The organism is Mesorhizobium sp. B4-1-1 (assembly GCF_006439375.1).
Taxonomy (GTDB): domain Bacteria; phylum Pseudomonadota; class Alphaproteobacteria; order Rhizobiales; family Rhizobiaceae; genus Mesorhizobium.
The window spans coordinates 290168-303761 of sequence record NZ_VFTH01000002.1; the positions used below are offsets into that span (position 1 = coordinate 290168).

Annotated in this window: 12 protein-coding genes; all 12 read right to left on the bottom strand. The window is 64.0% G+C overall.

Annotated features, from left to right (window positions below):
• Positions 1–165: 165 nt before the first annotated feature.
• The gene (gene truB, locus FJW10_RS04115) at positions 166–1125 is read right to left on the bottom strand and encodes a tRNA pseudouridine(55) synthase TruB (RefSeq protein WP_140898580.1); all 960 of its coding nucleotides are present in this window, start codon (positions 1123–1125) and stop codon (positions 166–168) included.
• Entirely contained in the window at positions 1126–1542 is a 417-nt protein-coding gene (gene rbfA, locus FJW10_RS04120) for a 30S ribosome-binding factor RbfA (RefSeq protein ID WP_095765961.1), read from the bottom strand. It lies immediately after the preceding gene.
• Positions 1543–1665: 123 nt separating this feature from the next.
• Positions 1666–4245: a translation initiation factor IF-2 gene (infB, locus tag FJW10_RS04125; RefSeq protein WP_140898582.1), complete on the bottom strand. Its 2580-nt coding sequence runs from the start codon at positions 4243–4245 to the stop codon at positions 1666–1668.
• Positions 4242–4892, bottom strand: a complete 651-nt coding sequence (locus tag FJW10_RS04130) for an RNA-binding protein (protein WP_140898584.1) — start codon at positions 4890–4892, stop codon at positions 4242–4244. The genes infB and FJW10_RS04130 overlap by 4 nt, the downstream gene beginning before the upstream one ends.
• A gap of 38 nt (positions 4893–4930) precedes the next feature.
• Positions 4931–6526 (bottom strand): transcription termination factor NusA, encoded by a 1596-nt coding sequence (gene nusA / locus FJW10_RS04135; RefSeq protein ID WP_140833821.1) that lies wholly within the window; start codon positions 6524–6526, stop codon positions 4931–4933.
• A gap of 46 nt (positions 6527–6572) precedes the next feature.
• A complete protein-coding gene (rimP, locus tag FJW10_RS04140) occupies positions 6573–7205 on the bottom strand; it encodes a ribosome maturation factor RimP (protein ID WP_140898586.1) in 633 nt (210 codons plus the stop codon).
• 302 nt (positions 7206–7507) lie between these two features.
• Positions 7508–8218: a tRNA (guanosine(46)-N(7))-methyltransferase TrmB gene (locus FJW10_RS04145; RefSeq protein ID WP_140898791.1), complete on the bottom strand. Its 711-nt coding sequence runs from the start codon at positions 8216–8218 to the stop codon at positions 7508–7510.
• Entirely contained in the window at positions 8215–9480 is a 1266-nt protein-coding gene (gene metK / locus FJW10_RS04150) for a methionine adenosyltransferase (protein ID WP_140833817.1), read from the bottom strand. Before metK ends, FJW10_RS04145 begins: the two co-directional genes overlap by 4 nt.
• 162 nt (positions 9481–9642) lie before the next feature.
• A complete protein-coding gene (locus tag FJW10_RS04155; RefSeq protein ID WP_040985949.1) occupies positions 9643–10065 on the bottom strand; it encodes a helix-turn-helix transcriptional regulator in 423 nt (140 codons plus the stop codon).
• Positions 10066–10205: 140 nt separating this feature from the next.
• A complete protein-coding gene (lnt, locus tag FJW10_RS04160) occupies positions 10206–11795 on the bottom strand; it encodes an apolipoprotein N-acyltransferase (protein WP_140898600.1) in 1590 nt (529 codons plus the stop codon).
• 177 nt (positions 11796–11972) lie between these two features.
• Entirely contained in the window at positions 11973–12443 is a 471-nt protein-coding gene (locus FJW10_RS04165) for a VOC family protein (protein ID WP_140898603.1), read from the bottom strand.
• 74 nt (positions 12444–12517) lie between these two features.
• Entirely contained in the window at positions 12518–13594 is a 1077-nt protein-coding gene (locus FJW10_RS04170; protein ID WP_140833812.1) for a hemolysin family protein, read from the bottom strand.

Below are 13594 nucleotides of genomic sequence, written 5' to 3' on the forward strand. Positions count from 1 at the left end.
GGAAAAGTGCGCAGCGGTTTTCTGTCCGGAATTGCGTAAATAACAAACACTTAGTGCATGTCGCCCACAAGTGCGCAGCGGTTCTGGGACAACGACATGCATCAAAACAAAGACTTAAAGCGCGTCGCCTGAATCCGTTTCAGCGCGTCGCACTTTAGACCGGATTCACCCGACAAAGACCCGCTTGGGCTTGAACATGCCCTGCTCGATGGCGCCGATGGCGACGAGCTTGCCGCGCGCTGTGGCGCAGGCCTCCTCGGCTTCGACCGGTGCGTCGCGGCCGCGAATGATGACGGGATTGCCGAGGCGGATCTTCGTCGCCGCATCGTCGCTGACCGCGACCTGCGGCAAGCAGTCGAGCGCCACCGCCGTTTCGACGAGCAGCGCATCGATGGCACTGAAATCGATCGGGGCATCCATTTCGTCCGATTTGTCGTCATTCCTTTCGCCAAGGCGGGCCGCTTCCAGCTCGGCGACCGTGACGAAATCATCCGGCGTGAACGGCTCGACTTCGACGCGGCGCAATTCGGCGATGTGGCCGAAGCAGCCGAGGTCGCGGCCCATGTCGCGGGCCAGCGAGCGCACATAGGTGCCCTTGCCGCATTCGACCTCGAAAACAGTCTTGTCGGCACCGTGCTCGATGATGTCGAGGCGACCGATCTCGATCTCGCGCGCTGGTATCTCGACCGTCTCGCCTTCACGGGCAAGGTCATAGGCGCGTTCACCGGCGATCTTGATGGCCGAGAATTGCGGCGGTGTCTGCATGATGACGCCGGTGTATTTCGCCAGCAGCGCCCTCACCTCCGCCTCGTCCGGTCGACGGTCGGAACTGTTGGTCACCGGGCCTTCGAGGTCGTCGGTCGAGCGCTCCTCGCCCCAGGCGACGCTAAAGCGGTAGACTTTGGCGCCGTCCTGCACATAGGGCACGGTCTTGGTCGCCTCGCCGAGCGCGATCGGCAGCATGCCGGAGGCCAGTGGATCGAGCGTGCCGGCATGGCCCGCCTTGTCGGCCTGGAACAGCCATTTGATCTTGGAGACCGCTTCGGTCGAACCCATGCCGACCGGCTTGTCCAGCACCACCCAGCCGGAGATCGGCCGCCCCTTCTTCTTGCCGCGACGCGCCACCTATTCCTCGTCCTTATCGTTGTTCTTGCCGTCACCGAGATCGCGCGCGACTTCGGGCGATTTCAGCAGTTCATTGATCTTCGCGAAATTGTCGAACGAAGTGTCGAGCCTAAAACGAAACTCCGGCATGTACTTCATCTGCCTGAGCGCGCCGGAGACACGGCCGCGGATGAACTTCGCGTGCCTGTTGAGCGCCTCGATCACGGCGCCGTCGTCGCCCGCGCCAAGCGGCGAGACGAAGGCGGTGGCGATCTTGAGGTCGGGCGACATGCGCACCTCGGACACCGAGACAACGCTGTTCTCGATCACCGGATCGATGATTTCGCCGCGCTGCAAGGTCTCGGAAAGGGCATGGCGCACCTGCTCGCCGACGCGCAGCATGCGCTGGGAGGGTCCTGACGGTGTCGAACGGGGCATTTTTCTCTGGTCCTGAAATCGTGAAGCGCGGGATGGGACCGCGCCACATGTCTCAACATGCATAGGGGTCTGAGCGGCAGCCTTTCGGCTGCCGCCCGTTATTATTCGGCAAGTATACCTGAATTAGAGCGTTCTGGTTACCATCTCGATGCGGAAGCACTCGATGACGTCGCCGACACGCATGTCCTCGTAGTTCTGGAAGGCCATGCCGCATTCCTGGCCGCCCGGCACTTCCGAAACCTCGTCCTTGAAGCGCTTCAGCGTCTTCAGCGTGCCTTCGTGGATCACGACGTTGTCGCGGATCAGGCGAACACCCGCGCCACGCTCGACCTTGCCTTCGGTGACACGGCAGCCGGCGATCTTGCCGATCTTGGAGATGTCGAAGATCTCGAGGATCTCGGCATTGCCGATGAAGGTCTCGCGCCGCTCCGGCGAAAGCATGCCGGAAAGCGCTGCCTTCACGTCATCGACGAGGTTGTAGATGATCGAGTAGTAACGGATCTCGATGCCGGCCGCGGCCGCGGCCGCACGCGCCTGCGCATTGGCACGGACGTTGAAGCCGATGATCGCCGCTCCGGACGTCTCGGCGAGCGAGACGTCGCTTTCGGTGATGCCGCCGGCACCGGCATGGACGATGCGCGCGCGCACCTCGTCATTGCCGAGCTTTTCAAGTGCGGCATTGATCGCCTCGATCGAACCCTGCACGTCGCCCTTGATGACCAGCGGGAATTCCTTCAATCCGCTCGTCTGCAGCTGCGACATCATCTGCTCGAGCGAGCCGCGCTGGCCGGCATGCCTGGCCACCGCCTTGTCGCGCGCCAGGCGCTGGCGGTATTCGGTGATCTCACGAGCGCGCGCCTCGTTGTTGACGACGGCGAAGCGGTCGCCCGCCTGCGGCGTGCCCTGGAGGCCGAGCACCTCGACCGGCATTGCCGGCGGCGCTTCCGGAACGTGCTCGCCGCGGTCGTTGACGAGCGCGCGCACACGGCCCCACTCGTTGCCGGCGACGATGATGTCGCCCGGCATCAGCGTGCCGGTCTGCACCAGCACGGTGGCGACAGGCCCGCGTCCCTTGTCCAGCTGCGCCTCGATGACCGCGCCTTCGGCGGTGCGGTCGGGATTGGCCTTGAGGTCGAGGACTTCGGCCTGGAGCAGGATCGCTTCCAGCAGCTTGTCGAGATTGGTGCCCTTGGTCGCCGAAACCTCGACGTCCAACACCTCACCGCCCATCGATTCCACGAACACTTCATGGCGCAGCAGTTCGGTCCGCACCTTCTGCGGGTCGGCGTCATGCTTGTCGATCTTGTTGATGGCCACGATGATCGGCACGCCGGCCGCCTTGGCGTGGCTGATCGATTCGATCGTCTGCGGCATTACGCTGTCGTCGGCCGCCACCACCAGCACGGCGATGTCGGTGACCTGCGCGCCACGGGCGCGCATGGCCGTGAAGGCCGCGTGGCCGGGCGTGTCGATGAAGGTGATCTTCTGACCGTTCTTCTCGATCTGGTAGGCACCGATATGCTGGGTGATGCCGCCGGCCTCGCCGGAGACGACATTGGCGTTGCGGATGGCGTCGAGCAGCGAGGTCTTGCCGTGGTCGACATGGCCCATGATGGTCACGACCGGCGGACGCGACACAAGGTCTTCCGGGCGGTCGGCGATGTTGAACAGGCCTTCCTCGATGTCGGACTCGGCGACGCGGCGGACCGTGTGGCCGAATTCGGAGGCGACCAGTTCGGCCGTGTCGGCGTCGATGACGTCGCCCGGCTTGAGGATCTGGCCCTGCTTCATGAAGAACTTGACCACGTCCACGGCGCGCTCGGACATACGCTGCGCCAATTCCTGGATGGTAATGGTTTCGGGCAGGATCACTTCGCGCATGACTTTCTCGCGCGGCTCGTTATGCATCGCGCGTTTGAATTTTTCCTGGCGGCGACGCATCGACGACAGCGAGCGGGCGCGCGCGTCGTCATCCGACAGAGCCGAGTTCAGCGTCAGCTTGCCACGGCGGCGATCTTCCTCGCCCTTTGTCGGCTTGGCCGGCCGCGCCACTTCCGGCGTCGCAAGACGGCGCGGCGGCGCACTCGCCCCGGCGCCGGCACCGGTACGCCTCGGCTTGGCCTCTTCCTCGTCCTCGGCGGTGACGACATCCGCCGCCAGCGGCGCGCGGCGGCGAGCCTCTTCCTCGGCGCGCCGGCGGGCCTCGGCCTCAGTCTGCAGGCGTGCCTCCTCCTCGGCCTGACGGCGCGCGGATTCGTCACGCTCGCGCTTGCGGCGTTCTTCTTCCTCGGTGCGGCGCTTGGCATCTTCCTGAGCGCGCTGGCGATCCTCAGCCTCACGGACCTTGGAACCTTCCAGCGCCTTGCGACGCGCTTCCATCTCGCCGCGCGAGAGTTCGTTCAGAACCATGCCGGAACGCTCCGGTGGCGGAGGCGGCGCCTTCGGCGCTTCCTGCACGACAGGGGCGGCGGCAACAGGGGCAGGGGCGGGCTTCGGCGTGAAGACGGACGCAGCCACCGGCTCCGGCTTGTCGCCGGGCAGCGAGAACTTGCGCTTCTTGGTCTCGACCACGACCGACTTGGTGCGGCCGTGCGAGAAATTCTGGCGCACGGTGCCCTGCTCGAGGCCGGGGCGCTTCAGCGTCAAGGTCTTCTTCGGCGTAACGCTCAACGTCTTGTCGTCGCCCGATTTCGTATCGTTCATTCCATATCCTCTGCGGCATCATCTTCGTCAGCAACGACCGCAAGCATTGCCAGATCGTTCGGGGTACCGCCCCGATATCGGTCGAGCGCAACAACGCGCTTCTCAACCGCCTGTCCCGCGTCCTGCGCGAGGACGGCAGCATGTATCACATTTGTACCCCCCAATGCCAAGCTCAACTCGGCCTCGGAGAAAAGTTTGTAGGCAAGGGTGGCGGGACCGCCGAGATGGACGGTCGCCCGCCGCGCCTGACTGATCTTGCGGACACCGTCGTCCGAAGCCTCGGTCGCATGCAGCACAAGCAACGCCTGCCCGTCGCGTACCGCGCCCTCGACCTTGGCGGCTCCAAGAACGACAGCGCCAGCCTTGCGGGCAAGGCCAAGCATACCCAGAGCGGATCTGGAGAGCAGCCCGTCAACCATGCCGCCAAGATCGGTCGGCACGGTCACCTGCGCCTTGAAGGCGCGGGCAAACAGGTTCTTCGCCGCTGCCTTCTCGATATGTAGGCGGTCAGCGCTCACCCAACAACCACGGCCGGGCAGGTTTCTCTTGATGTCCGGGACGACGGCCGAATCCGGGCCGACGACGAAGCGGATCAGTTCATCCGGTTCGGCCTGCCTGCGCGTAACGATGCAAGTGCGATCGTTCATCTCGTCCTGGGGCGGGTTGTGTGCGATGCGGGTTCACCTCACGCACCAACGGCTTCGTCAGCCGATGCTTCTTCGGCCGCAAGCTCGTCTTCGGTGATCCAGCCGGCCTTCTTGCGCGCCGCGAGCACCATCTGCTCTGCATCGGCGCGCGAGACGCCGTGGCTGGCGAGCACACCAGGATAAACCTTGGTCTCGCCGTCCTTGCGCTCTTTCCAGCCGGTCAGGTCGTCGGCGGCATAGCCGGCGAAGTCCTCGATCGACTTCACGCCGTCCTCGCCGAGCGTCACCATCATGGCGGTGGTCACGCCGGGGATCTCGCGCAGCTCGTCCTGGACGCCGAGCGCCTTGCGCTTCTCGTCGTGCTCGGCCTCGATCTTCTCCAGATATTCGCGGGCGCGGGTCTGGATTTCCGAAGCGGTGTCCTCGTCGAAGCCGTCGATCGAGGCGATCTCGCCCGAGTCGACATAAGCGACTTCCTCTACGCTGGTGAAGCCTTCGGAAGCGAGCACCTGGCCGACCATCTCGTCGACGTCGAGAGCTTCCATGAAGAGTGCGGAACGCTCGACGAATTCCTTCTGGCGACGCTCGCTCTCTTCCTGCTCGGTCAGGATGTCGATATCCCAGCCGGTCAGCTGCGAGGCAAGCCGCACGTTCTGGCCGCGGCGACCGATGGCCAGCGACAATTGATCGTCCGGCACCACCACCTCGATGCGCTCGGCATCCTCGTCGAGCACCACCTTGGCGACTTCGGCCGGCTGCAGCGCGTTGACGATGAAGGACGCCGCCGATGGCGACCACGGAATGATGTCGATCTTCTCGCCCTGCAATTCGCCGACCACCGCCTGGACGCGGCTGCCGCGCATACCGACGCAGGCGCCGACCGGATCGATCGAGCTGTCGCGCGAGATGACGGCGATCTTGGCGCGCGAGCCCGGATCGCGGGCGACCGACTTGATCTCGATGATGCCGTCGTAGATTTCCGGCACTTCCATGGTGAAGAGCTTGGCCATGAACTGCGGATGCGTGCGCGACAGGAAAATCTGCGGCCCGCGCTGCTCGCGGCGCACGTCATAGACATAGGCCCTCACGCGGTCGCCATATTTGTAGTTCTCGCGCGGGATCAGTTCGTCGCGGCGGATGATCGCCTCGCCACGGCCGAGATCGACGATGACGTTGCCGTATTCGACGCGCTTGACGGTGCCGTTGACGATCTCGCCGATGCGATCCTTGTATTCGTCATACTGGCGATCGCGCTCAGCCTCACGCACCTTCTGCACGATGACCTGCTTGGCCGACTGGGCGGCGATGCGGCCGAAATCCATCGGCGGCAGCTGCTCGGCGATGAAGTCGCCGACCTGTGCGTCGGGATTGCGCTCGCGGGCCGTGGAAAGCGCGATCTGCGTCGCGTAGTCCTCGACCGCCTCGACCACCTCCATCAGCCGCTGCAGCTTCATCTCGCCGGTGTTCGGGTTGATGTCGGCGCGGATGTTGGTCTCCTGGCCGTAACGGGAGCGCGCCGCCTTCTGGATCGCATCGGCCATGGCGGCGATGACGATCTGCTTGTCGATCGACTTTTCACGCGCGACCGCATCGGCGATCTGCAGCAGTTCAAGCCTGTTGGCGCTTACAACCATTGTCTTTCTCCCGATTTCGCGCCGGGCATGCAGCCCGGCTACTCAATCAACTTTCCTGTTCGGTTTCATTTTCCTCGCCGGCGGCGGCGTCTTCCGCTTCGCCGCGGCGCTTCCTGGCTTCCTTGCGCGCCCGGTTGTCCTTCGACAGGGCATCGCGGATGAGATCGTCGGTCAGCACCAGCCGGGCCTCTGCGATCGCGTCGTAAGGCACGCGCACCGTCGGCTCTTCGCCATAGGCCGCCTTGTCGCGCTCGATCAGGATGCCGTCGGCATCCGCCTCGGCGATCTTGCCCTTGAAGCGCTTGCGATCGCTGACAAGAACCGATGTCTCCAGCTTGACCAGATGGCCGGTCCAGGCGGTGAAATCCGACTTGCGCACCAGCGGCCGGTCGATGCCTGGCGACGAAACTTCCAGATGATACGCTTTTTCGATCGGATCATCGACATCGAGCGCCGGCGACACGGCGCGGCTGACCTCTTCGCAATCCTCGACGGTCATGGTGCCGTCTTCGCGTTCTGCCATGATCTGCACCGTCAGCCCGTTCTGGCCGGTCAGTTGCACCCGCACGAGACGGAAGCCGATGGCCTTGAGCACCGGCTGCACGATCAGCGCAATGCGCGCATCGATACCGCTTTCGCGGATGATACGGTCGTCGGCCTCGCTTGCCGCTGCAGTCATCAGATCCCTGTCGCTTTTCACTTCCGGCCGGCAGGTAATAAAAAAGAGCGGGACCGGGTGGACCCACTCTTCGTCATACCGACCAAGAATTTGAGGTTGATATAGACGATCCCGAATTGTGTTTCAAGTCTGCAGGCAAAGGCTTGAGGCACGCAGCGTGGCGGCACGATCGATCATCGCCACGTCCGCTTCCGGCAGGCGCATCGAGATCGGGTATCCTTACGCTCCACCGAGGCGGCCATAGCTGTCTCCGGCCTGCAATGCAGCGATCTGTAGCTCTATATGCAATACAGATCGCCCGATTACTTCCGGATGAACGTCAGATAGGCGGGCCGCCGCCCCTCGCGGATGGCCTTGGCCTCATAGCGCGTGCCGGGCCAACCTTCATAGGGCCGGTGCCAATCGGCGACATCCCGCACCTGCCATTCAAAGGCGCCACTGGCGCGGCAGGCAAGCAGCGTCCAGTTCACATAGCTGTCGATGTCGGAGGCGAAGCGGAACCTGCCGCCCGATTTCAGCACCCGGGCGAAGCGACCGAGATTGGCGGCGCCGACGAAGCGTCGCTTCCAATGCTTCTTCTTGGGCCATGGATCGGGATAGAGCAGATCGATGCCGCCGAGCGAGGCTTCCGGCAGCCAGTCGAGCAGGCGCGTGGCGTCGTCGTCATAGACTCTCAGATTGGCAAGCGGCGTCTTGCCAAGCGCCGTCATCATCTTGGCCATGCCGTTGACGAAGGGTTCGACGCCGATGAAGCCGGTTGCCGGCGCTTCCGCGGCGCGATGCAACAGATGCTCACCGCCGCCGAAGCCGATTTCCAGCTGGAGCGCCGAAACCTGTGCCTTGAACAAGGTCCTGAGGTCAGCCGGCGCTTCCGCCGTCAGGTCGACCCGATATTCGCGCAGACCGCCTTCGAGGGCGATCGCCTGCTGCGGGCGTATAGTCTTGCCGTGCCGGCGACCGAAGAAGCCTTCGGTCGCCCGGCTCGGCCTGTCCTTTGCGTCCGCTGTCGTCAGGCTGCGACGGCGTCCTTGAGCGCCTTGGCGAGATCGGTCTTCTCCCAAGAGAAGGAGCCGTCGCGACCGGCCTTGCGGCCAAAATGGCCGTAGGACGAGGTTTTTGCATAGATCGGCTTGTTGAGATCGAGATGACGGCGAATGCCCGACGGCGACAGGTCCATGACCTTGCGCAGCGCATCCTCGAGCTTCGATTCGTCCACCTTGCCGGTGCCGTGCAGGTCGACATAGACCGACAGCGGTTGGGCGACGCCGATGGCGTAGGAGAGCTGGATGGTGCAGCGGTCGGCAAGCTTGGCCGCCACCACGTTCTTGGCAAGGTAGCGCGCCGCATAGGCGGCCGAGCGGTCGACCTTGGTGGTGTCCTTGCCCGAGAAGGCGCCGCCGCCGTGGGGCGCCGCGCCACCATAGGTGTCGACGATGATCTTGCGGCCGGTGAGGCCGGCATCGCCGTCAGGCCCGCCGATGACGAACTTGCCGGTCGGGTTGATGTACCAGTTGCAGTCCTCGGCGATCCTCAGGTCGCCAAGCGCCTCGCGGATATAGGGCTCGACCACCTTGCGGACCTTCCTGGAGTCCCAGCTCGCATCGAGATGCTGGGTGGAGAGCACGATCTGCGTGACTTCCGCCGCCTTGCCGTCGGCATAGCGCACGGTGACCTGGCTCTTGGCGTCCGGGCCGAGCTTGCCGGCATCGCCGTTGCCTTCATGGCGCGCGGCCGCCAGCAATTCGAGAATCTTGTGGCTGTAGTAGATCGGCGCCGGCATGAGGTCGGGCGTCTCGCGGCAGGCGTAACCGAACATGATGCCCTGGTCGCCCGCGCCTTCCTCGCCCTGGCGGTCGGCGGCATTGTCGACGCCCTGGCCGATGTCGGGCGACTGGCCATGCAGCAGCACGTCGATCTTGGCGGTCTTCCAATGGAAGCCGGACTGCTCGTAGCCGATCTCGCGGATCGCCTTGCGGGCAACCGACTTGAACTTGGCCGGGTTGACCACAGGGTGGCCGGACGCATCCTTGAGGACGTTGCCCGCCTTGTCCTTCTTCAAAAGCGTGTCGGGGACGCGGACCTCGCCGGCGATGACGACGCGGTTGGTGGTGGCCAGCGTTTCGCAGGCAACGCGCACCTTCCACGGATCCATGCCCGTCTTCTTGGCTTCGCGATAGACCAGATCGACGATCTCGTCGGAGATGCGGTCACAGACTTTGTCGGGATGACCCTCGGAGACGGATTCCGAGGTGAAGAGATAATTCTGCCGCGTCACGGGTGTCCCCTCTTGAAAAGATCGGCAGGCTGCCGATTTTGGCGCGCCACGTGTTAGCGGTGCCGGGCGCCGCTCGTCAAGCGGCGCGACGGATCTGGCATGAATGTAGGTAAGGCCGGCTATGCCACCGGCGGCAGAGCGCCGCCAGTGGCATAGGTAAAATCAATCGGCGTCGTCGGCGGAGAGCGCCTTGACCAGATCGATGATCCGGCGGCGCACCTTGACGTCGCCGATCTTGACGAAAGCCCGGTTGAGCTGAAGCCCTTCGGGACTGCCGCAGAATTCGATGGCGAACGCCATCGAGGAGTCTTCCGCAAATCCTCGATTGCCGCCGCCGGTCTCCTCGCCCGGGGCATCCTCGAAGAAGAAGGCGACAGGAACGCTCAGGATGGAGGCGATCGCCTGCAGACGGCTGGCGCCAACCCTGTTCGTGCCCTTTTCGTACTTCTGGATCTGCTGAAAGGTGATGCCGAGATTTTCACCCAGCTTTTCCTGGCTCATTCCAAGCATGTTGCGTCGCAGCCGGATGCGACTCCCGACATGGATGTCGATCGGATTCGGCTTCTTCTTGTTCTCTTCTGTCATTTTTTCCTCGCCGAATTTTTCCGGCTTTTTCTATTTTGTTCCGCCCATATGAAGCCGGAGCCACCTGCCCCAACAGAACCCTCCAACCGACTTCGAGAAAATTTTAGGCGTTACAGTATGAGTTTCTAATGTGCTGACTGTCAATTCACCCGTAGCCGCTGCCTTACATTCAATGTGAAGGCAATCAGCGCAAACAGCAACATGATCAGCAATCCGTTAATGCGCCGCTGTTTCGCAGACAGGAGGGCTCGCCCAGAAACCGGCACATGCGCGTCGATGGCGCCGCGCGCGTCGACGGCAAGCGCGTCGATAATGCGCCCGCGCGAATCGACGACTGCGGAGATGCCATTGTTGGCCGCGCGCAGCAGCGGCAACCCATTTTCCACCGCCCGAATCTGCGCCTGCCTGAAGTGCTGATACGGGCCTGGCGTGTCGCCAAACCAGGCATCGTTGGTGACGTTCACAATTACGTCAGATGACGCAGAGTCGGCGGCGACGAGATCGGGAAAGATAACCTCGTAGCAGATGAACGGCGCGGCGCGCAGGCCGCCCGGCACGGCGATCGGATGGCGCTCGTTGCCGGCGGCGAAATTCATCGGCCCGGCGACGAGCTGGCCTATGCCGAAGCGTTCGAACAGATCGGCGAAGGGCAGATATTCGCCGAAGGGCACCAGATGCACCTTGTCGACGGCATCGACGATCTCGCCCTTGTCGTTGATCGCCACCACGGAATTGTAATAACGGCTGCCGGCATTCGCCGATCCGCCCTCCTCGCGCACGACACCGGCAATCAGCATCTGGCCGTCGGCCAGCATGTCGCCCAATGCCGTCAGCGCGTCCGGACGCTCGGTGAAGAGAAACGGCACCGATGTCTCCGGCCACAGAATGAGCTGGGGCTTGGCGTGACTTTCTTCGGGTGCTTTCCCCGATATCCCCAGCAAAGTCGCGAAGATGCGGTCGCGCACCGAGGCATCCCATTTTTCGCTGAGGTCGACCGCGGGCTGGACGATGCGGACGTCGATGGATCGTTTCGCCGGCTCGACGGGCATGGCGAGCCTGAAATAGCCGAAGCCGACATGGGCGGCGGCGAGGACGACGAACAGGGCAACGCCCAGCCTCAGATGCCGGCGCGCCGCCACCAGCGCGGGCAGCGAAAACAGGAAGACCGCGAGCGTGTTCATGCCGATCATGCCGGTCACCGACACGCTCTGCATCAGAAGCGGCACAGGCATCGCCGCGTAGCCGACGGCGTTCCAGGGAAAGCCGGTGAAGAGGAAGTCGCGCAACCATTCGGCAAGGCCGAACCCGAAGGCGAGGGCGGCGATGCGGCCGATATCGCTGCTCCAGAACAGCCGCGCCACCACGGCGGCAAAGCCATAGAAGAAGGCCAACGCGAAGGGGATGCCGACAACGGCGAAGGGCAAGGCCCAGGCGAAATTGTCGGCCTCGACCAGCAAGGCCTGGCCGATCCACCAGAGACCGGCGAGGAAGTAGCCGAAGCCGAACCACCAGCCTGTTGCGAAAGCCGGCCGCAGGCGCCGGAACCAGCCATCGGAAGCCTCGCCAGTGGCGCCGTCGAGCAGCCAGACGAGGACCGGGAACGAAACGAAGCAGACGGCGAAGAAATCGTAAGGCGCCTGGGCAAGCACCGCCAGCGCTCCGGCGGCAAACGCCACCAGCGCCCGCCGCCACCCCCACAGCAGAATTATCCGGCCGGCAAAGCGCAGCATCCAGCTTCCCAAGTCGCGCGAATCAGGGAGCTAGAGGTTTAACAGGCTGGGCCCGGCGTTCCAAACCCAGATAAGCGCGGCCTGACACACGGTCGCGCCATCGCGGGAATCCCGCGATAGCTCATTGTTTAGCCGCGTTTCCGCAACGCCAAGCGGTTCCGCCTGGTTGCAAAAAGCTCAGCGGTGCCAGCCCTCGATGCGCAGGCCACTCAATCGCTCAGCCTCGTCCTTGGATACAACGCGCACGGTGCGGGTGAATGTCCAGATATGGCCTTCGAGGTCACGGGCGCGGTATTGGCGCTCGCCGTAGAAATGGTCGGCGGGCTCCTCGACGATCTTCGCGCCCGCCGCGCGCGCTTGCTCGCAATGCGCGTCGATATCTTGCTGCAGACGGACATAAACGGCTTGCGTGTTCTTGCCGCCGACGGAGGCCGGGCTGGCGATATGCTCATCCCATTCGGAATCCACGATGATGTAGCCGTCGCCAAAACGCATTTCGGCATGCACCAGCCGACCGTCGGCATCGCTGACCAGCATGCTCGGCTGGAAGCCGAAGGCCGCCTGCAGCCAGGCCAGGGCCGCGCGCGGATCGCGATAGAAGACGCCTGAACCAAAGGTGGCGTGCTTGAACGGATCGTCGATCGGCATGCCGCTCCAAGTCTTTGCCTTTGCCCAATTCCGGACGGAAAACCGCTGCCTACTTTTCCTGGAATTGCTGCAGATCAGGCCTGTTCGGTGCGGGCCGCGCGGCGGCGCTGGCGCTCGCCCTTCGGGCTCTGCACGATGCGTACGCGCTTGACGCGGCGCGGGTCGGCGTCGAGCACGTGGAACTCGAAGCCGGGAATGGCCTGTACGACTTCGCCCCTGGCCGGGACGCGGCCGAGCGTGTTGAAGATCATGCCGCCGATCGTATCGACATATTCGCCATGCTCGCCGGCGGTGAAATCCTCGCCGATCATCTTGGCGACCTCGTCGATCTCGGCCTTGCCGTCGACGACGAAGACGCCGTCGCCGGTCTGCGTGATCATCGGCTCGTCGTCGTCATGCTCGTCCTCGATGTCGCCGACCACCATCTCGACGATATCCTCCAGCGAGGCGAGGCCATCGGTGCCACCATATTCGTCGATGACCAGCGCCATCTGCGTGCGGTTCGTCTGCATGCGCCCCATCAGGTCGGAGGCAAGCATGGAGGGCGGCACGAACAGCACCGGGCGGATCAGGCTGAGATCACCGATGGTACGCGCAAGGTCGACCTGGGCAAGGTCGAGCGCGGTCGACGCCGGCGTCTTCGCTCTGCTGCGGCCCTTCTTGACGCGAGCGAGTTTGGTGATGTGGGCGAGCACGTCGCGGATGTGGACCATGCCGCGCGGATCGTCCAGCGTCTCGGAATATACCGGCATGCGCGAATGGCCGGACTGCTCGAACAGGCCGAGCAGGTCGCCAAGCGTCGTGTTGATCTCGACCGCCTCGATATCGGCGCGCGGCACCATGACATCCTCGACCCGCACTTCGCGCAGGCGAAGGATGTTGTTGAGCATGGCGCGTTCGCCGGGCGAGAAGGCGCCGGCGTCGGTCGCCGTTTCGGCGAGCGCGCCGGCAATCTCCTCGCGCAGGCTGGTGCCGTTGCGGTGCCGGAACAGGCCGAGCACGCGGTCGAAGAGCGAAGGACCGGCATGCGTGGACTCCGCGGCCGCGCTGCCGGCGGGAATACTCGGACTGGAGCCCTCTTCCGTTTTTTCGGAAGGCTTGGCAGCACTGCCGGCGTCCGGACGGGCGGCAGTTTCTGGTGTGTCGTTCAT